This window comes from Epilithonimonas zeae (genome assembly GCF_900141765.1).
In the GTDB taxonomy this organism is placed as follows: Bacteria; Bacteroidota; Bacteroidia; order Flavobacteriales; family Weeksellaceae; genus Epilithonimonas; species Epilithonimonas zeae.
Genome location: NZ_FSRK01000001.1, coordinates 1,604,875 through 1,621,440 on the forward strand (window position 1 = coordinate 1,604,875; position 16,566 = coordinate 1,621,440).

Sequence of the window (16,566 nt, forward strand, 5' to 3'; positions counted from 1 at the left end):
ATCAACCGGTTGCGCAAACGGTTGCGGTTGGTAACAAAATTTTATTTTAACGTTTTATTAACTTTGAATATTTCAAATTTAACATATTTTAACAATTAAAACAATGTAAATCATTACTAAATTACCCCAAAAATATACTCCATTAACTCAAAATGAAAAGAATCACTATAAAAGATATTGCAAAAATGCTCAATATAAGTACCTCTACAGTGTCCCGAGCGCTTAAGAATCACCCTGACATCAGTGCAGCTGTAAAACAGCGTGTAAAAGAGGTTGCAGATACCTTCAACTATGTCCCGAATGATTTCGCCATCAATTTCCGAAAGAAATCATCCAAGGTTATCGGACTTATCATCCCGGAAATTTCGATGTTTTTCATTCCTTCCATTATCAAAGGGATTTCCTCCGTGCTACATTCGGAAGGCTATAACTTTTTTGTGCTTTCTTCGGAAGAATCTCTGGGAATGGAAGAGGAAAATCTGCTTACCTGTATCAACTCAAGGGTGGATGGCATCCTGATTTCTCTCAGCAGACAGACAAAGGACCTCACCCATTTCAATAAAATTAAGGAGCTGGAACTTCCTTTGGTCATTTTCGACAAGACCATTCCACAAAATGTCTTTGAAGAGGTGATATTTGACAACAGGCTTTATGCGCAAACTGCCGCCCAAAAGCTCATAGAAGCTGGCTGTAAAAATATTGTTGCTATTTTCGGGGATGAAAACCTGGAAATATCACAAACCCGTAAAAATCATTTTTCAGAGGTTATCGATAAGCACAAAGATGTAAAGTGCAAGATCATCTACTGCAATTCCGCCGATATGGTAAAGGAGAAAATGAGTATCATCTTTGATTATGAAGACTTCGACGGTTACTTTGTAATGAGTGATGAGACTCTTGCCGGACTGCACAGTTCCCTTGTCAATAAAAAAACGGCTTCCCCAAAAGCTAAAGTCGTTGCCATAACGGAGGGAATTCTTCCAAAATATCTGGACGATTCCTATGAATGTATCATTAACGACGGCTATGAAATGGGAAAAACGGCTGCGATGAAACTATTGACAATCATTAAAAAACAGTCTATTTAAAATTTACTCAATTAACTGTACTTGCTTGAACATTTAAAGAACCGATTTTGTTATTGTGCACTTACGCAAACTCAGTTGTATGAAAGTTTTTTTATATCTCGATTTTTCTACATTAAAATTTGTGGCTACCAGAATTTTACAATATAATTTTAATGTATTTTAATTCTAAATGACTACGTGACGAGGAAATATTTTATATACCATACTTTATTTTAACATTTAATTTACAATAAATTAGAATATATTATTAAGCTAAAATCTCAATTGCTATAATATTATTTTCGTAATGACAACCTCTTGATTAGTAACCGATCCAAGATTTAAATTGTGCAGATTTTTCTCGACTTATGATAATTGCTTCATCGCTTTTTTTTAGTTTTACTTTAAGCTTACCCTTAAAATAATTGCTGATCTGTAAAATAGAATTAATGTTTATAATATACTGCCTGTTGGCTCTGAAAAATAATTTGGGATCAAGTTGCTGTTCCAGTTCTTCCAACGTTTCCGGAATTATTTCCTCCTCACCATTAGCCAGCCTGGCTTTCGTCATTTTAAATTCTGAATAAAAGTACATTATATCATCAACGAGTACAGTCTTATAACTATCTCTATATGATATCAGAAAACGATTCCTGTAACCTTGTGGCTTCAGAGAAGTTAAAAGAGTTCCCATTAATGTACGATCAATTTTTACAATCGTCTTTGCTTCGAGTTTTTCTATAGCCATATTCAGTTCATCCTGCTCAATAGGCTTCAAAAGATAAAAAACACTGTTATACCTGAACGCCTTGACTGCATATTCGTCATATGCAGTGGTAAAGATAACGGGGCAAAGGACTTCCGCTTTTTCAAAAATTTCAAAACTTAATCCATCAGACAGCCTGATATCCATCATCACAACATCGGGCTGCTCATTTTCATTAAACCACTCCACACTTTCCGCAACGCTTTCAATAACAGCTACTATCTCTGCATTTGGTCGTACTTTACCAAGCAGACGAACAAGTCTTTCTGCATTGGGAATCTCGTCTTCAATAATTAAAATCCTGCTTGTCATGATAGTTTAAGAAGTGGTATGGTTACTTTGAAACAATTATTGGCTTTACTGATCTCAACCGGCCGTTTTGACAGCAATTGATACCTACGTTTTATATTGGTTAATCCTATACCAAAAGAATCTTGAACCTTTGCAATTGGCAGCATATTATTTTCAACTGTCAATGTTTGCGCATTATCAGTACTGATGCGTACGATCAGTGGTTCTTTTCGGTTCGTTTTATTGTGCTTTAACGCATTTTCGACAAGAAGCTGCAAGGTAAGAGGCGGCATATAAAGATTTTTTGATGACTCATCTGCAGAGATATGAAACTGTACCCCATTAGAGAACCGGTGTTCAATAAGAAATCGGTAAGACTCTAAAAATTTAAGCTCCTGTTCCAGCGTAATAATATCTTTTTTAGCATTTAGAAGAAGGTAACGGTATATACGGGAAAAGTTTTCAGCATATGCATATCCCAGCATCTGATCTTTGAGGATGGTCTCAGACAATACACTCAGATTATTGAATACAAAATGTGAATCTATCTGAAGTTTTAATGACTGTAACTCAGCATCCAATGCTACCTGCTTAAGCTCTGAAGCCTTTAATGCCTCGTTTTTCCAATTTGATATCAGGTAATTGCCAATATGAATTCCTACGATAAATAGTGCAATAATAGTACTAACGACAAGCCACTGGATCATCCCTCTTGCCTCTTCTACGGATCCTCCCGGACCAAATCCAAAAGTCAGAGGTTTTCCATTCATCCTCGATTTGAAAAAGTTAATAATCAGCTGTACTGCCAGGATTACAAAAAGATTCAGAAATATTTCAATCGTAAAACGCTTTCCAGGATAATTGGTCCAGGGAACACTTTGGTTAAACCTGTTGCTGATGAGAATGCTCACTTCTGATACAATAAAGCAAAAAATAAAAGAGGTTGCAAGATCCCGGCTTACTTTCGTCCAATCCCTTTTAAAAAAATTGCCCCAGTAAGGAGAGAACGGATCGATGATGAATGAAATGAGGTACATCATTAAAAAGGCAAAACAAACAATCAATATTCGTTTCCAGCGGTTATTCAAAAATGCATTTTGTTCTTTCTTCATAAAATAGATCTCAATTGTTAAGTCGAATTATATTATTAAAATTCATTATAAATTAAAAAATGAGAATTTAAATATACAAAGACTTTTACACCGATAGCATTTTGCCCTTCTTAAGTTTATTGGTCAGAACAGATTTCCTCAGATTTATCAGTTAGCTTTTTTTGCCCTATCATTGATTGCAGAATGTTGTCTCTGTAAATAAACCCGTGAATCAAGGCCGCAGAAAGATGCCCGACTATCATAAAGAAAAACGCCCAAGCCATTATCCGGTGTGAATCGTGCAACAAGGCATAAGAAGTTGGGTTTTGTTCTAATATCGCGGGAAGATGGAAACCCGGGTAAAGCCTCACCGGGAAGCCACCGGCTGACAGCTGTGCCCAGCCGGAAAGAGGCAGTGCAAACATCAGCGCATAAAATACCCAATGCAGTATCGTAGCCATATATTTCTGCCAGCCCGGCATTTCACCGGGAAGCTTTGGAACGGGTCTGGTCAGGCGGTTGATCAAACGGACAATTACCAGCAGCAGTACAGCTACTCCCAACGGTATATGCAAATCCAGCAGCCAAGGCCTTAATGTTAATGATGTCATCATTCCTACTCCCACGAATAACATTGTTAATATCATTGCGGCCATCAGCCAATGTAGGATTCGCGCCGTAATATTAAAAGATGAAGGAGGCATCTGAGTCAGCTTTTTATTATTCATCGTTATTTGTTTTGAGAGTTGTCTTTTTAGGTTTTCCTACAGCATCGGTCGCTTTGCCATAACCGATTTCTCTTACCCTGTCATTGTACGAATGAGAATATATACCTGCCCTTGCTGCTAAAACAGGATCATCAGACAACGCAATTCCCTTCGGCACAAGCGTTGGATCAAAGTTGATATCCCTGCACCCACCTTCTGCCTGATCAAAAACACGGTTAACTTCCAAAGTCCCTGCAATGATTTGTTTACGGTTTGCAGGCCATTGTTGGGAGGGGTCGTTGACAGGGTCTCCGGGTTCAGCGATAGTCAATACCAGATCCCAATAAAGAGGAGCTTTTTCCAGTCGCTTTTTCAATTCATCAAATAAATAGTTTGGGCCAGCCTTTTTTCGTTCTTCTGCGCTCATCGAAACAAAGGGAGCGTGCGGACGCATTGACCAACGAACAGGATGTTCTTTTCCGTTGGAATCTATTAAAAGAAATGCATTGATAACATAATATTCCGAGCCTGCAAAACTTTTAGTCCAGGGTGCCTTGGCATCATATTCCATAGACTTTTTTGCTTCAGGGTATTCTTTAAGAAAAGCTGCAACCTTTTCAGGATTAGGTTTTCCTGTTGTAGGATCGGGCTTAAAAGCTTCAATTTGTTTTAGAAATCCTACGGCATCCCGAGTGCCAAAAAAAGGTTTATTATTCAATTTCATTCGCCACTGTTCGCCATCAGCAGATGTCAGCATCAAAGCCATACTTACTGTACGGCTGGAATTATCCGGCGCGTGCGGATTGCCGGTACCTAAAGAAAATCGACCCACTGCAGGAACATCTTTCTGTCCAAATACCTGTGCTATAGATAATGGCACAGCATTTCCAGAAGCGTGAAAAGTGCCTTCAAAGCAAATACCTTTGCCGTGAGCCCGACGGTATCCTGCCGGAAATGAATCCGGTGTATTCTCTAAAAATGTTCTGGTCGTATTACGTTGCCCAATAAGACCTGCAGACCACGCAAAGGCTGAAACTAGCAGCAATGCAGTAAGGGCAATACCCGCTAATCTGATTCCGGTTTTTCGTTTTTTGGAATCAGCTGGAAAAAAATATTTTTTCATAATATTCTGGTTCAATTATTTATATTTATTAATACAAAGAAATGAACGAGAAGCCGACATCTGACTTTTATCTTTACCGAAACGGAATAATTGGCTACTGAAATGGACTTTGAAATAACTGAAATTTACTACTATTTCAATCCTGATTGTATCAAAGCTTTACGAAACTATCAATTTTGTTTAAAAAAATTATGCTCAAAGGCTATGAAATAAATATATTGAGATTCTCCATTTAGCATTTTCATTGGTCAAATCATCAACGAAAAAGTATAATCGTGGTGCTAAAACTTTAATCCCTTATAATCCCATGCAATGTTTTTTTTATTGCTTTATAGATAAAGTACCAAACCGAATTTGCCCAGCTAAAAAACAGATATTTTTTAGCTTCAATTTTTAATGAATGTAAATTAAACAACATTTAATACATTCAAAATATTATCAATATCTAATATTAATTGGTTTGAATATAGTCCTGTGATGTTCACAAACAGCCAAATGACGCCAACTGAAGACAGTTGGCGTCATTTATTTTGAATAACTACTCTTAGCTAATACTGAATGCAAAATAATTGTAAGGAAGCTCGTTATGTGTCCCATCAATAGACTGAACAGTTCCAAAACTGCGGTTGTAATGCCACTGATTCCAGTCGAACGCACCTGGTTCTGAGGTTTGAAGAGCGATGTAAACACCTCTAGCTATTTTTAGATGGGAAGCAATGTTATCAAAGTATAAGCCCATTTTTGGTGAGGTAATTTCCCTGTTTCGGTTGCGACCTGCAATTAGCTTGGTGATGCCTGTGGCGTATTCGGATAAAATAGGGATTACAGGATTTAGAGTACTGAGAAGCGTAATGCCATTCTTGACAACGCCTTTTTCCATCGTATCGAGAAGCTGGTCATCATTATCATTAGAGACATTGATAATTTCTACATCAAACTGCATCAGTTGTTTACCTGTATTTAAGCCGATGAATATAGGATAACCTGATATAGGAGCATTTTGACCTTCCTGAATAGCAAAAGTCTGATTAAAGCTCAAGTCCTGCTCAGCAGAATCTTTGAGATAATTTTTAGCATTAAACTTGAAAAGGACGCGGTGTTTGCCTCTTCCTGGGTATTCATAAGCCCGGAATTGTCGTTAAAATAAAATCTGTTTATGAAAAGTCAATAAAAAGAATGATGTGAAGGTTTTTAAGAGTAAAAAAATTGGTTCAATAGCTATAACTTTCCGAGAATAAGTTTTAATGTTTATTCATCTGGCTCGGAAGCTAACTACTAAAACTCTTCTATGATCAATTTTTTAAGCCATTTGTCATAAAAAAGAATATCAGTAATCGATGTAATATAAGTTAGTATAAAACTGTCATAGTAGAGACAGCAAGTCATATCAAATCTTAAAATTTACAAAATGAATAAGATATTTTTATTTTTAACGCTTCTAACAAACGTATCATTCTGTTTTGCTCAAAACGATTATATACGGGCAGCAACAGATAACCAATTGAAAAGCGCATTAGATTCTTTGGTAGAACGATCAGTTTCTGCCTTTATGAAAAATAGTTCCAGAGTGGGCATTTCAGTAGGCATTATTCACAAAGGAAAGTCATTTCTGTACAATTACGGTTCAACCGGAAAAGATAACCAGAAGCTGCCGACAGGAAATACAGTATACGAAATTGCCTCCATTACAAAAACATTTGGTGCAACTTTATTGGCTAAGGCTGTCCTTGATAAAAAAGTGAACCTTAACGATGATATCCGTAAGTATTTGAAGGAAGATTATCCTAATTTGGAATATGATGGAAAACCAATAACGCTACTCAATCTTGCAAATCTCACATCCGGATTACCAAACTGGATGCCGGATAAAGACCTTTTCGGAAACGCAAATCCTGACGCGATCCCTTTTATCTTAGATTCAGTTCACACAAAATACAGCCGAGAGGATCTTTACCGTGATCTGCATAATGTCAAACTAAAAGCTATCCCGGGAAGCGTATCCCGACACTGTAATACAGCGGCACAACTGTTGGGTTTCATTATGGAAAATGTCTATAAAGACTCATTTGATAATCTTTTAAAGATATATTTCACCAAGCCTCTTAAAATGAAAAACACCTACCTGCTGGCACCGGGAAAACTGCCAAGAAAACTTGCGAAGGGCTATGACGGTAAGGGATGTTTGATGCCCATTATCGATTGGGAAGATCTACAGGTTGCAGCCAGCATTGCTTCTACGAGTTCAGATATGCTGAAGTATATTGCCTTTCAACTAGATGAAACGAACGCCGCTGTAAAACTAAGCCACCAACCCACCTTTGGAAAGGTTGAAGACGGTGCCGTTGCGCTTAACTGGAAAATAAAAAATACAGTAGATGGCGGAAGAAGTATTTCCCATACCGGAGGAAGTTTGGGATTTAGCAGCTATATGGTATTTTATCCTGAATCAAATTCAGGTATTGTTCTGCTTTCTAATGAGGCAGACCAGAATACTCAGAATGAACTCATCCTTTTAGCAGATAAAATTTTAACACCGACAAACTGAATACCAAATGACAACTACCACTAAAAACATAATTATCACCTTAATGACAGTAATAACATCATTTCCACAAGTGATGTCTGCCCAAACTACTTCGGACAGTATTGATCTATTTATCAAAGAGAAGATGAGACAAATGAAGATTCCGGGACTTCAGCTCGCTGTTGTTAAAAATGGAAGACTAGAAAAATCAAGCAGCTATGGTTTTGCGAATGTAGAACATCAGGTTCCGACCTTTTCAAAAACGACCTTTTCGATCAACTCTATGACAAAAGCCTTTGTTGGTGTTGCGATTATGCAATTACAGGAACAAGGGAAATTAAAAACAGATGATTCTATTTCTCTGTACATTTCTGATATTCCTAATGATTGGAAATCCATTACGATTAAACAATTGTTAAGTAATACATCCGGACTTCCTAATAATATTGATGAAAAAGAACAAGTTCTAGGCAACGGTATTGAAGATAAAAACTGGGAAGTGGTAAAGACATTGCCTATGGAATCCAAACCTGGAGAGAGATTTAGTTACAACCAAACCGGATATTATATGCTAGGCAAAATCATTAACAAATTGAGTGGTAAACATTTCACCCAATTCATTGAAGAAAACCAATTCAAGCCTTGTCATATGATTTCTACACAGTTTGGAGACTCCAACGATATCGTACCGAATAATGCTGGTGCTTATTCTACGATTACCAACATCGATGGAAAGTGGATTAATGATGGAAAACTACACAATGCTTTTGCAACCTTTCCCGTATTCTTCAGAACTGCGACAGGAATTATTTCCACTTCAGAAGATTTAAGCAAATGGCTTATCGCCTTAAATGACGGAAAACTATTACAGAATAAAAATAGCGTAAAAGAGCTTTTCACTTCCGTAAAATTAAATGATGGACATATCGATGGTTTTAATAAACTCACCAATGGATATGCGCTAGGCTGGCCAACTGTTGTGAGGGAAGAACATCCTGCTGCAGCTCCTGTTGGCGGGATGCGCTCAGCATTATTTGTATATCTCAATGATGATCTTTCAATCGTTGTTTTAACTAATCTTCAAGGCTCCAATCCTGAATGGTTTATTGACGAAATTGCAGGTTTTTACTTTCCCGATATGAAAGCTAAAAATGGTTTCGGTCTTAGTAAAAATCTAAAAATACTCCGCCAAAAACTCATTGAAAATAAATTTCAAAACGCTTATAAACTTTATATGAAAATTAAAAAAATCAACAAAGATTTTAAACTTTCTGAAGAAGAAATCAATTCCTGGGGCTATCAACTTTTAGAACAAGAAAAGAAAAATGAAGCATTGCAGGTTTTCCAACTAAATACCTTGTTGTTCCCTGATAGTGCAAATGTTTATGATAGTTATGCTGAGACATTGGAATCACTGGGCAATCGTAAAGAAGCGATCATCAATTATAAAAAATCTCTCAAACTCGATCCTAAAAACAACAATGCCAGTAACTACTTAAAGGATAAAAATTATTAATATAGCTAAAGATACCCTTGCGTGATCTATTTTTTTTTAAAGCACAAAATCAAATTAATTCCAGATATTAGACGAATCCCGACCAAGGTCGGGATTTTTGTTATTCGATGCATTTATTCTCTATTCCTTTACAGGCTATCATCCATAATGAAAATTATGCAATGTATTCACCTTCTTCCTCTTTATGCCAGAATCGCACCCTGCTTGCTCGCACTTTGATCAGACAGATACCAGGAGTATCGATGCCTTCCGGAAACCATTGGTCGAGGCCTTCAACCCATTTTTCTTTAAGCATATTTTTATCTTTTAAAATCTCACCGTTACCGGTACATTCGATAAATAACATATCATCAGTCTGGTATATAAGATTGACATGCTGATTTTTCTTAATCTGGTCGACTTTATGACCATCCTCATAGGTGAAGAACCAAGAGTCTCCGTCATACTCAACTTTACCGTTGTTGCTCATAGGCCTTGAATAAGAGACCTGTTGTCCGTCTTGCGTGACCATCATACGGAAATCGAGATTCTTCATTCTTTCTGCAATGGTTTTCAAAGATGCTTTTTTCATAATTTTGATGTTGGTTTAATGGTGATCATAGCCTGCAAGGATATTGATCTGCTTTATTTGCACATTCCAATAATCCGTAGCTATACATGATATCTTGTGCGTCACCATTCTTATCAAAACACCATTCTTCAATTGACGCTATTCCTTCGGACTGCGTTCAAAATTATTGTAGTTTCTTTTCTGTAAGATTGTCTGGCAATTCCATTTCCTAAAATTACCATGATCTTTTAAAAGCGTTTTAAACAGTATAATTAAAATAGTTATTTTTAAATATAAAACATCTGTCAAAAATGATAAGCCCAACCGATCCAAAACCATCTGATTTTTTTCAATTCGTAGAACGTCATGTCCACTTGGATGAAAAAGCCGGCAGTGCATTACATTCTAAAACCAGGGAACAAGCATATAAAAAAGGGGAGATTTTTTATCAGAAAAGGGAAGATCTGCAATAAAATCTAAGCGTTTCACTGGAGATACCAATGTAGGAGGCAATAAATTTGACAGGAACTCTTTTGATCACATCTGGCTCCGAGATCAGAAGCTTTTGATATCGTTGTGTCGCTGATTCAGCCTGAAGAGACTGTATCCGTTTCTCAAGGAAATTACAATAATTCTCTGCCAGTTTCCGACCAATGACATTCATTTCAGGAAAGTTCCTGTATAGAGTATTTAAATCGGAAATTGGTATAGAATGCACAAGAGAATCTTCTAAAATTGGATATTTTCAGAAGCAGGCTGATCGAAATTAGTGGACAGTATCGAGCCTAAGATAAGATCTTCAAAGCCCAGCCAAACTGTTGTTTCTTTATTATCAATTTCGGCAAAAGCTCTCACGGCACCCTTTTCCAAGATAAAGATACTGGTTGCGATCTGCCCTTTTCTGATAAAAAAATCTCCTCTTTTTCTTGTGTTTGCAACCATTTTGCTTTTCAGCAATTCCTCTGCTTCTTTCGAAATATCACCATAGGTCTTAAGCTTTGAAAGCAGGTGGTTCATTGATTTTTTGCAATTAGGATAATTAAAACAATTCTTGGCAGCTTTCAATTTCAGTTTATCGATGAATTGAGTGCCTCGATTAGATCATTTATAAATCGATCCCTCTTCTCTATAGGCAATAGGTCGATAGAAAGAAAAGGATTCAGATCTTCAAGTTCAACCAACAACAGGCTGTTATCTTTCAGGCGGCAGGCATCAACTCTTGTGATTCCACGTTCAATATCATTCCATTCAATGAATTTTTTCGAAAATTCCAGATCGTTTTCTGTAGGTTCATATTCAACCAGTTCCCAACGTTTGTCTTTGTCAGGAGCATAAAGTGCATATTGAAATTTGTCGTTTAAGTAATAAAAGGAGACTTCGTAGTCAAAATCGATCAACGGCTGGATCAATTTCCCGATCGGATCTGAACTGATCAATGAATCATAGCTCAGCATTTCCATTCCGATGGAATCCGCACCATTTTTTAATTTGATGATATATTTTTCGTGGACACCTATTTTATCTATTTCTGTTAAGCTCTCGACAGTTGGAATTACAGGATAACCCTGATCTGTAAGGTCTATCAAATATTGTTTCCCTAAAATGTCAGCTTTCCCATCGAAAGAATTAAATGTCAAAATATTTTTCTGCTCGACCGCTGTCAAAAATTTTTGAAAATATTCCTGATAACCAAGAACAGAACCTGTATTTCTAAAAACGACCAAATCTGCAACTTCAAGATTTGAAATAGCCTGATGCGGATGACCGATAAGAATATTAAAATGATCTTTTAGCTTTGAGGTGATGTACAGATCTTCCTCATAATATTTTCTACCCTTTGCTTCATAATAAAGGTCTGTTAAATATAATATTGTTTTCATTTTTGATATTTTATTTTAGGATTTGCAACCAACGTTTTTAGTAAGTTCAATTACATATGGAATTGTAAAATTCTTTCTTTTTAAACGGTCTTACTTAATTGGTCTATATATTTGATAATTATCGTGATTTGTTTCTCTTCTATTTTTTGTGAGATAATGTTATCTAAAATCTCCTTTTTTTCCAATTCGCTGAGTTTCTTGAAAACATCTAACACATTTGATTCTTTAAAAGTATCTAAAATTTCTTTTTCTGTAATTTCCTCTTTTTTGGAAATGAGGTAAAGTGAAACGTTAACTGTATCTCCACCTTTTTTGTTGATGGCAGTTCTTATCTCATTATTTATAGAAAGAATTTTGTCTCCTTCTTTAGTCGGTGCAAGATTTCTCGATTCTAATTTATAATCATCAATTGAACCTGACACTTTTATCTCACCCCATTTTCCCTCGATATGTTCTGAATTTGGAATACGCAAGTGATAGGTCCAGGCGCCATTTCCTGACTCATAGATGAGCTTGAGTTTCTCATTTTTTATTATATAATCCATAGATTTTTTATAGAATAATAAAGTCAATGTTTTTTTTCACTTTATCAGTGTTAAAAACAATGATTAAAAATAAAATCATTCAAAGATAAAAAAAAATTCAAAATAATATACTTTTTAGTATATTTGCATCATAATTCAAGACCAATGTTGACCAAAGCAGAAAAGACTAAGCAATTTATTCTGGAAACAGCCGCACCTCTCTATAACAAAAAGGGTATCTCTGGTGTAAACATTGACAATGTGTTGGATGAAACAAAACTGACCAAAGGTTGTCTCTACGGTCACTTTGAAAATAAAGATGACCTTACTGAGCAAGTGATTGAATTGATGCTAAAGAAAGTGTCTGACAAAATGTATTTGGCAGTTTCAAATGCTAAAACAACCAAAGCGAAAATATCAGCCTTCTTGGATTTCTACAAAGACCCAATAAACACTTACATTTCAGGAGGTTGTCCAATTTTCAACACGGCCGTGGAAGTAGATGACAATTTCCCGGTCATCAAGCAAAAGGTTGCAACATTGTTCAGAGTCGGGCAAGAAGGACTTAGTTCTATCCTTAAAGAAGGCATTGCCAACGGCGAATATTCTACCAAACTCGACCCTGTTGTTTTTGCATTCAAACTTGTGGCATCTGTAGAAGGCGGTATTGTAATGTGCCGAACGATGGACACAATGAAACCGATGCAATCACTCATCAAAAATCTAAAAGCAGAATTAGAGCAATACGCGATTTAATTTTTTTTAAATAAAAATAGACCAAAAAGTATATTTTAATCATAAATATTCATCTATAAAATTTAAACCAACATCATTATGAGTAATACAATATCATTATTTGAGCCTTTTCAACTCAACGATTTAGAATTAGAAAACAGAATGGCAATGGCACCATTAACCCGTAGCCGTTCCGACAACCCAGAACATACCGCCACAGAATTGAATGCAAAATATTACAGCCAACGTGCATCAGCAGGTCTTATTATTACAGAAGGAACTGTCATAAGTGAAGAAGCAGTTGGTGTTATCAACGTTCCGGGCATTTACAGCCAAGCACAAATTGAAGGTTGGAAACTCACCACCTCAGCCGTTCACGAGAAAGGAGGTAAAATCTTTGCTCAACTTTGGCATACGGGCGCCAACTCACATCCCGACCATCACAATGGCAACGCTCCTTTAGCACCATCTGCGTACAACCCGAATGTGGAAGTCTTCACTCCTACCGGATTCAAAAAAAGTGAAAGTTCTAGAGCTATGAGCATTGATGACATCAAACAAACGATTTCAGATTTCAAACAAGGTGCAATCAATGCTTTCGAAGCTGGTTTTGATGGTGTGGAATTACACGGTGCGAATGGCTATTTGCTACAGCAATTCTTCAGCAAAAACAGCAATCTGCGTGAGGATGAATATGGTGGTTCGATAGAAAATCGTGCAAGAATCCTATTCGAGATCTTGGATGAATTGAAAAATGTGGTAAATCTTAGCCGTGTAGGAATCCGCCTGAATCCTTCTTTAAACGGTATTATGGGAATCTCCGTAGATGACGAAACCATTGAATTTTATAATTATGTAGTTACTAAATTGAACGAATACGGTTTAGCCTACATTCACCTCATCGAACCATTTACGGATGTTTCAAATTATCAAAACGCAATACAGGAAGTTGCAAAACATTTCCGAAAAATATATAACGGGACCATCATCATCAACAGAGGATTCAACAAAGAAACAGCTACCAAAGTACTGAATGACGGCGATGCTGACCTTGTATCTTTCGGTGTTCCTTTCCTGGCAAATCCGGATCTGGTAGAGCGATTCAAAACTGATGCTCCTCTCAACGCTCCCGACCAAAGCACATTTTACACACCTGGCGAAAAAGGCTACACAGACTATTCATTTTTATCAGAATAATTTTCAACCAAATTTTTAAAATACTACAATGAAAACAATAGGAAATACCATATTCATCAGTGGCGGAAGTGCCGGAATTGGATTTGCAATTGCCAAAAAACTAAGTGATTCAGGCAATCAAATCATCATTAATGGAAGAAATGAAGCGCGTCTTCAAAATGCCTTAAAAGAATTGGATAATGCCGTTGCTATCGCAGGTGATCTATCTTTGGAAGCAGACCGAATCCGAATCGCAGACAAACTCAAAACCAATCATCCGAATCTGAATATCATCATCAACAATGCCGGTTCTGCATTTATGAATGACCTCAGCAACAGTGAAAACAACGCTGCTGAAAAAGCATATCAGGAAATCAACACCAATTACATCAGCGTGATTCATTTCACTTCGTTGGTTTTGCCACAATTATTAGAACAAGAAGATTCGGCAATCGTCAACATTTCTTCGATTGCTGTTTTCAGGTCAAACAAATTTTTGCCCACCTACTCTGCCAGCAAAGCCGCGCTCCACAGTTACACCCAAGGATTGCGGGATACTTTTGCAGACAATGACAAATTGAATGTTTATGAAGTTTATCCGCCATTGGTCAATACAGAATTTTCAGCAGAAATTGGTGGCGCTAATGGAATTCCAGCTTCTGAAGTTGCAGATGAGTTGTTTTTAGCTTTAGAAAAAGATCAGTTCGAAGTTCCGGTTGGCGATACGAAAAACATCCATAATTTGATAAATCCGATCACAGAGCAGATTCCTCATTAATTTTAAATTTTTTATTATGAAATTAAAAGGAAAAACCATTTTGATCACAGGTGGCGCATCAGGAATTGGACTCGAAGCGGCGAAGCAATTTTTAGCAATTGGCGCCAAGGTGATCATTACAGGAAGAACCCAATCGAAACTGGATGCGGTGAAAAAAGCATTTCCATCTATCGTCACGATACAAATTGATGCCGGAAAAGAAGCTGATGCTCAATCTCTTTTTGAACAAATAAAAGCATTAGGAGGAATTGATATTTTATACAATAATGCAGGCGTCCTTGTGCCGCCTGCAAATCTCGGTATTCCAAATGATAAACATCTTGAAGGTGCAGCATACGAAATGGAAGTTAATTATCTGGGTGTCATCAGGCTGAATAATCTTTTTTTGGATATGCTAAACTCCAGAAATGAAGCTGCAATCATCAATACGACTTCGATATTGAGCATCACGCCTTCATTAATTGAGGCAACTTATTCTTCCTCTAAAACCGCATTGGCATTTTACACCATTTCGCTCCGGGAACATTTAAAGATCATTGGAAGCAAAGTGAAAATATTCGAATTGATCCCACCACTTGTTGCAACAGAAATGACCGCAGAAAGAAAAGATAAAAAAATAACGCCTGAAAAAATGATCGAAGGTCTCATCAATGGTTTGTCAAAAGACCAGTACACCATCCGAGTAGGTGACGCAAAAATTTTTAGCTTTATCAATAGATTCTTCCCGAAAATTGGCTTTAATATCATCAATCCAAAACAAAGTCATCAACTTTTAAAAAATTAATAAAATGAAAGCTTTCCTCATCAACAATTACACGAAAGATGGGCTGCATCTTGCAGATGTTCCTGCGCCAAAAGTCGGTGACAATGACGTTTTGGTAGAAGTTCATTCTGCCAGCATCAATCTTTTGGATTCAAAAATCAAAAAGGGTGAATTCAAATTATTTTTACCTTACAAATTTCCATTGATCTTAGGACACGATGTTGCAGGAATCGTCACGCAAGTTGGAAAAAATGTCAAAAAATTCAAGGTGGGTGACGAGATTTATTCAAGAGTTTCAGATTTTCACATCGGAACTTTTGCGGAGTATATTTCCATTAATGAAAAAGATATCGCCTTTAAACCAAAAAACCTGACGATGGAAGAATCCGCCTCAATTCCTTTGGTAGCGCTGACTGCTTGGCAAGCATTGGCTGAAAAAGCAAATTTGGAAAAGGGACAAAAAGTCTTTATCCAGGCCGGTTCAGGTGGCGTGGGAACTGTAGCGATTCAATTGGCAAAACATCTTGGAGCAAATGTAGCAACGACCGCGAGTGAAAAAAGTTTTAAACTTTTGAAGAATCTGGGAGCAGATGTTTTGATTGATTACAAAACGCAGGATTTCGAAACGATGCTTAAAGATTATGATGTCGTACTCAACAGTCAGGATAATAAGACATTAGAAAAATCAATCAACATTCTTAAACCAAACGGTCAAGTGATTTCTATTTCAGGTCCGCCAACTCCCGATTTTGCTAAAGAAATGGGATTACCTTGGTATTTAAAGATTGTTATGTCATTGTTAAGTTTCAGCATCAGAGGGAAAGCCAAAAAGCGAAAAATCGACTACTCTTTTCTTTTTATGAAAGCCAACGGAAATCAATTGGAAAACATCGCAAAACTTATCGAAGCTGACATCATCAAACCTGTTATTGACAAAATCTACCCTTTCGAACAAACCAATGAAGCGTTGGAATATGTTGAAAGTGGCCGTGCGAAAGGAAAGGTTGTTATAAAAATTAAGTAAACTCAGATTTATTTTCTTTAAACAAAACATCTTATTTACCTCAAATGTTAT

At 36.7% G+C, this 16,566-nt stretch carries 18 protein-coding genes; 9 read left to right on the forward strand and 9 right to left on the reverse strand.

What is annotated here, in order from left to right; all coding sequences use genetic code 11:
• The first annotated feature begins 152 nt into the window (after positions 1-152).
• Positions 153-1,088, forward strand: a complete 936-nt coding sequence (locus BUR19_RS07355; RefSeq protein ID WP_074234357.1) for a LacI family DNA-binding transcriptional regulator — start codon at positions 153-155, stop codon at positions 1,086-1,088.
• A gap of 301 nt (positions 1,089-1,389) precedes the next feature.
• Here the strand turns inward: BUR19_RS07355 and BUR19_RS07360 are convergent, their stop codons facing one another.
• From BUR19_RS07360 to BUR19_RS07380, 5 genes are all read right to left on the reverse strand, one after another.
• Positions 1,390-2,145, reverse strand: a complete 756-nt coding sequence (locus BUR19_RS07360) for a LytR/AlgR family response regulator transcription factor (RefSeq protein WP_074234359.1) — start codon at positions 2,143-2,145, stop codon at positions 1,390-1,392.
• The gene (locus BUR19_RS07365; protein ID WP_074234362.1) at positions 2,142-3,236 is read right to left on the reverse strand and encodes a sensor histidine kinase; all 1,095 of its coding nucleotides are present in this window, start codon (positions 3,234-3,236) and stop codon (positions 2,142-2,144) included. Before BUR19_RS07365 ends, BUR19_RS07360 begins: the two co-directional genes overlap by 4 nt.
• Before the next feature lie 116 nt (positions 3,237-3,352).
• Positions 3,353-3,943, reverse strand: a complete 591-nt coding sequence (locus BUR19_RS07370) for a cytochrome b (RefSeq protein WP_074234364.1) — start codon at positions 3,941-3,943, stop codon at positions 3,353-3,355.
• Positions 3,936-5,045 (reverse strand): catalase family peroxidase, encoded by a 1,110-nt coding sequence (locus BUR19_RS07375; RefSeq protein ID WP_074234366.1) that lies wholly within the window; start codon positions 5,043-5,045, stop codon positions 3,936-3,938. The genes BUR19_RS07370 and BUR19_RS07375 overlap by 8 nt, the downstream gene beginning before the upstream one ends.
• A 544-nt stretch (positions 5,046-5,589) precedes the next feature.
• Complete coding sequence (locus BUR19_RS07380) at positions 5,590-6,084, reverse strand: hypothetical protein (protein ID WP_074234368.1); 495 nt, start codon at positions 6,082-6,084, stop codon at positions 5,590-5,592.
• A gap of 462 nt (positions 6,085-6,546) precedes the next feature.
• Between BUR19_RS07380 and BUR19_RS07385 the strand changes: the two genes are divergently transcribed.
• Both BUR19_RS07385 and BUR19_RS07390 read left to right on the forward strand, forming a co-directional pair.
• On the forward strand, positions 6,547-7,590 hold the full coding sequence (locus BUR19_RS07385) for a serine hydrolase domain-containing protein (RefSeq protein ID WP_175565881.1): 1,044 nt from the start codon (positions 6,547-6,549) through the stop codon (positions 7,588-7,590).
• A gap of 43 nt (positions 7,591-7,633) precedes the next feature.
• A complete protein-coding gene (locus tag BUR19_RS07390; RefSeq protein ID WP_074235586.1) occupies positions 7,634-9,085 on the forward strand; it encodes a serine hydrolase in 1,452 nt (483 codons plus the stop codon).
• A 154-nt stretch (positions 9,086-9,239) separates the two neighbouring features.
• Here BUR19_RS07390 and BUR19_RS07395 read toward each other — a convergent pair whose 3' ends face one another.
• On the reverse strand, positions 9,240-9,656 hold the full coding sequence (locus BUR19_RS07395) for a pyridoxamine 5'-phosphate oxidase family protein (RefSeq protein ID WP_074234376.1): 417 nt from the start codon (positions 9,654-9,656) through the stop codon (positions 9,240-9,242).
• A 290-nt stretch (positions 9,657-9,946) separates the two neighbouring features.
• Between BUR19_RS07395 and BUR19_RS18940 the strand changes: the two genes are divergently transcribed.
• A complete protein-coding gene (locus BUR19_RS18940) occupies positions 9,947-10,108 on the forward strand; it encodes a hypothetical protein (RefSeq protein WP_175565882.1) in 162 nt (53 codons plus the stop codon).
• A 256-nt stretch (positions 10,109-10,364) separates the two neighbouring features.
• On the opposite strand, the gene BUR19_RS07400 is transcribed toward BUR19_RS18940, so the two are convergent.
• The 3 genes from BUR19_RS07400 to BUR19_RS07410 form a co-directional block, all read right to left on the reverse strand.
• A complete protein-coding gene (locus BUR19_RS07400; RefSeq protein WP_074234380.1) occupies positions 10,365-10,652 on the reverse strand; it encodes a cyclic nucleotide-binding domain-containing protein in 288 nt (95 codons plus the stop codon).
• A 50-nt stretch (positions 10,653-10,702) separates the two neighbouring features.
• A complete protein-coding gene (locus BUR19_RS07405; protein WP_074234383.1) occupies positions 10,703-11,515 on the reverse strand; it encodes a hypothetical protein in 813 nt (270 codons plus the stop codon).
• Between the two features lie 80 nt (positions 11,516-11,595).
• Entirely contained in the window at positions 11,596-12,060 is a 465-nt protein-coding gene (locus BUR19_RS07410; protein WP_074234385.1) for a DUF1905 domain-containing protein, read from the reverse strand.
• 144 nt (positions 12,061-12,204) lie between these two features.
• Between BUR19_RS07410 and BUR19_RS07415 the strand changes: the two genes are divergently transcribed.
• The 5 genes from BUR19_RS07415 (at position 12,205) to BUR19_RS07435 (ending at position 16,515) form a co-directional block, all read left to right on the forward strand.
• A complete protein-coding gene (locus BUR19_RS07415) occupies positions 12,205-12,795 on the forward strand; it encodes a TetR/AcrR family transcriptional regulator (RefSeq protein WP_074234387.1) in 591 nt (196 codons plus the stop codon).
• Positions 12,796-12,873: 78 nt separating this feature from the next.
• Positions 12,874-13,971, forward strand: coding sequence for an alkene reductase (locus tag BUR19_RS07420; RefSeq protein WP_074234389.1), 1,098 nt, complete (start codon positions 12,874-12,876; stop codon positions 13,969-13,971).
• A 28-nt stretch (positions 13,972-13,999) separates the two neighbouring features.
• Positions 14,000-14,728: an SDR family oxidoreductase gene (locus BUR19_RS07425; RefSeq protein WP_074234391.1), complete on the forward strand. Its 729-nt coding sequence runs from the start codon at positions 14,000-14,002 to the stop codon at positions 14,726-14,728.
• Positions 14,729-14,744: 16 nt separating this feature from the next.
• Positions 14,745-15,512, forward strand: a complete 768-nt coding sequence (locus BUR19_RS07430; protein WP_074234393.1) for an SDR family oxidoreductase — start codon at positions 14,745-14,747, stop codon at positions 15,510-15,512.
• Positions 15,513-15,516: 4 nt separating this feature from the next.
• Positions 15,517-16,515: an NADP-dependent oxidoreductase gene (locus BUR19_RS07435; RefSeq protein WP_074234395.1), complete on the forward strand. Its 999-nt coding sequence runs from the start codon at positions 15,517-15,519 to the stop codon at positions 16,513-16,515.
• Positions 16,516-16,566: the final 51 nt, after the last annotated feature.

Bases quoted from the DNA above. Each gene is read 5' to 3' on its own strand.
- BUR19_RS07415 (WP_074234387.1), top strand. From the start codon at position 12,205: ATGTTGACCAAAGCAGAAAAGACTAAGCAATTTATTCTGGAAACAGCC.
- BUR19_RS07365 (WP_074234362.1), bottom strand. From the start codon at position 3,236: ATGAAGAAAGAACAAAATGCATTTTTGAATAACCGCTGGAAACGAATA.
- BUR19_RS07420 (WP_074234389.1), top strand. From the start codon at position 12,874: ATGAGTAATACAATATCATTATTTGAGCCTTTTCAACTCAACGATTTA.
- BUR19_RS07360 (WP_074234359.1), bottom strand. From the start codon at position 2,145: ATGACAAGCAGGATTTTAATTATTGAAGACGAGATTCCCAATGCAGAA.
- BUR19_RS07410 (WP_074234385.1), bottom strand. From the start codon at position 12,060: ATGGATTATATAATAAAAAATGAGAAACTCAAGCTCATCTATGAGTCA.
- BUR19_RS07430 (WP_074234393.1), top strand. From the start codon at position 14,745: ATGAAATTAAAAGGAAAAACCATTTTGATCACAGGTGGCGCATCAGGA.
- BUR19_RS07400 (WP_074234380.1), bottom strand. From the start codon at position 10,652: ATGAACCACCTGCTTTCAAAGCTTAAGACCTATGGTGATATTTCGAAA.
- BUR19_RS07395 (WP_074234376.1), bottom strand. From the start codon at position 9,656: ATGAAAAAAGCATCTTTGAAAACCATTGCAGAAAGAATGAAGAATCTC.
- BUR19_RS07370 (WP_074234364.1), bottom strand. From the start codon at position 3,943: ATGAATAATAAAAAGCTGACTCAGATGCCTCCTTCATCTTTTAATATT.
- BUR19_RS07375 (WP_074234366.1), bottom strand. From the start codon at position 5,045: ATGAAAAAATATTTTTTTCCAGCTGATTCCAAAAAACGAAAAACCGGA.
- BUR19_RS07405 (WP_074234383.1), bottom strand. From the start codon at position 11,515: ATGAAAACAATATTATATTTAACAGACCTTTATTATGAAGCAAAGGGT.
- BUR19_RS07390 (WP_074235586.1), top strand. From the start codon at position 7,634: ATGACAGTAATAACATCATTTCCACAAGTGATGTCTGCCCAAACTACT.
- BUR19_RS07355 (WP_074234357.1), top strand. From the start codon at position 153: ATGAAAAGAATCACTATAAAAGATATTGCAAAAATGCTCAATATAAGT.
- BUR19_RS07425 (WP_074234391.1), top strand. From the start codon at position 14,000: ATGAAAACAATAGGAAATACCATATTCATCAGTGGCGGAAGTGCCGGA.
- BUR19_RS07435 (WP_074234395.1), top strand. From the start codon at position 15,517: ATGAAAGCTTTCCTCATCAACAATTACACGAAAGATGGGCTGCATCTT.
- BUR19_RS18940 (WP_175565882.1), top strand. From the start codon at position 9,947: ATGATAAGCCCAACCGATCCAAAACCATCTGATTTTTTTCAATTCGTA.